Source organism: Spirosoma migulaei, from assembly GCF_054776855.1.
Map to the genome: position 1 here is coordinate 628,784 of NZ_BAAHBG010000005.1, position 1,628 is coordinate 630,411.

The window sequence follows — 1,628 nt, forward strand, 5'->3', positions numbered from 1 at the left end:
TCCATCGGCTTTAACTAATAAAACCAAACCACCCGTCGAGTAGAAATAAGCAATCTGGTCTACGGGTAGCCAAACTTGTCCTGTACTAAGTTCAACTGCAACAAGTGACGTTGATAAAGGTAGAGTAGAACGGCTTGCAGCGGCTAGTAAGAAATCATCAGTCAAGTGATCGGCACGCTTCTGGCGTTCCGCAAAAAAAGCGCGTAGCAGATAAAGTCCCGAATACCCTCCGTTGACTATAGTAGCCAGTGTGATACAAACGGTAAGACCTTTGAGGAGCGTATGCACAGGGGGCCAGCTATTCATATAGACTCGCTGGGCCAGAGGAAAAACGATTGCGAATGTCAATAGTGTACAAACACCGCCTAATAGCACCTGGGCACTTAACCTTCGAACCGGATTCTGCCGGAAGGGTAGGCGCGTATCCAGCCACCGAAAAATGAGCATATTGACTTCCCAGCAGGAAAACATGACGGTAACAACCGTCAGAAAATACGGCCAGGGAAACTGATAGCCCGCTTGCCCTGGAAACACCTGACTAAACACAACATGCGAGGCCACCAGAGCCGCCAGAGGAATAGCGACCAACTGTAGGAAAATGTGCTGTAGGCGTGTAAGAGGAAACATAGTATATATAGAGTACAAAATCTAGCAAGAATAGGCCTTAAAAAAAACTACTAATCGAAAGTGAATAAAAAATAGTGCTAAAATCCTATGATTAAAATCATGCATCTGGATGATGTGGTCTAGATATAACAATATTTTCAATTATAGTTTTGCATTAATTATTGATTGATTTATTTGATAAAACGTAACTATAATGTTACTAAAATAGATCAATAGGGCTTGATTAGTCGATAGGTAGAACACGTTTCGAAAGATGTATAGTGGCTTTTACGAGGTATCCTAGTTGCGCAAACGTTTAATAAAGTCTGTTAGATTACAGCCATTGCCAGGAGAGTAATAGTATTATGTTGTGTATAATTAAAATGTGAATACCACATGTTTTTCTTTTGATTATTTAGGTCATTTCGTCTAAGAAAATAGTGATCTCATACAGAAGCTTAGCCTGCCTGGTAGGTTCGTATTACTGCTCCTAGTAGGTTTACTAGAGATCGACTGTCTACTACCTACCATATGAATAACTATCAGAACCCGCCGATTTACATGGTTGATGATGACCGGGATGAGCACTACTGGCAGATGCCCCTGCTCACCGATTATGAGGTACTGCGTCTGCTCAAGCGAGACTCTGGCTTTAAGTCTATTTCAATTATCATCTATAGTACATCGGCCAGGTCAGCAGACATAAATCGCTGCACTGATCTGGGCTGCATGACTTTCTTTATTAAACCCAGCCGTACTATAAAAAACAGTGAACGTTTACTAAGCTCTTTTTTTACCTCTAACCTTACTGATCATGAAAATTAGCTATACTTTCTCGCTGGTCTGTATGTTTGCCACAACTCTCCTGAGTTGCTCACAAAATCAGGCAGAAAAGGCCTTCCAAATCACACCAGTGTCCATTTCTACCCGTCCAGAAGAGGCATTTCCTAACCAGCGGGGCGTTCTGACAACTGGTCTCCTTAATGGAGAACCCATCAGCTACTTCCTTGTGGGCGATCAGG

Annotated in this window: 2 protein-coding genes and 1 pseudogene; 2 read left to right on the top strand and 1 reads right to left on the bottom strand. The window is 42.4% G+C overall.

Annotated elements, in window-relative coordinates; all coding sequences use genetic code 11:
* On the bottom strand, positions 1-627 hold a 627-nt coding region (locus ACYVGO_RS08150; protein WP_460968845.1), incomplete at its 3' end, for a LytTR family transcriptional regulator.
* A gap of 510 nt (positions 628-1,137) precedes the next feature.
* Between ACYVGO_RS08150 and ACYVGO_RS08155 the strand changes: the two genes are divergently transcribed.
* On the top strand, positions 1,138-1,431 hold the full coding sequence (locus ACYVGO_RS08155; protein WP_142775754.1) for a hypothetical protein: 294 nt from the start codon (positions 1,138-1,140) through the stop codon (positions 1,429-1,431).
* A pseudogene (locus ACYVGO_RS08160) lies at positions 1,421-1,628 on the top strand (M12 family metallopeptidase); the annotation flags it as partial. The gene ACYVGO_RS08155 and the pseudogene ACYVGO_RS08160, both read left to right, overlap by 11 nt.

Excerpts from the sequence above, each read along its gene's own strand:
- ACYVGO_RS08155 (WP_142775754.1), top strand. The coding sequence starts at position 1,138 with ATGAATAACTATCAGAACCCGCCGATTTACATGGTTGATGATGACCGG.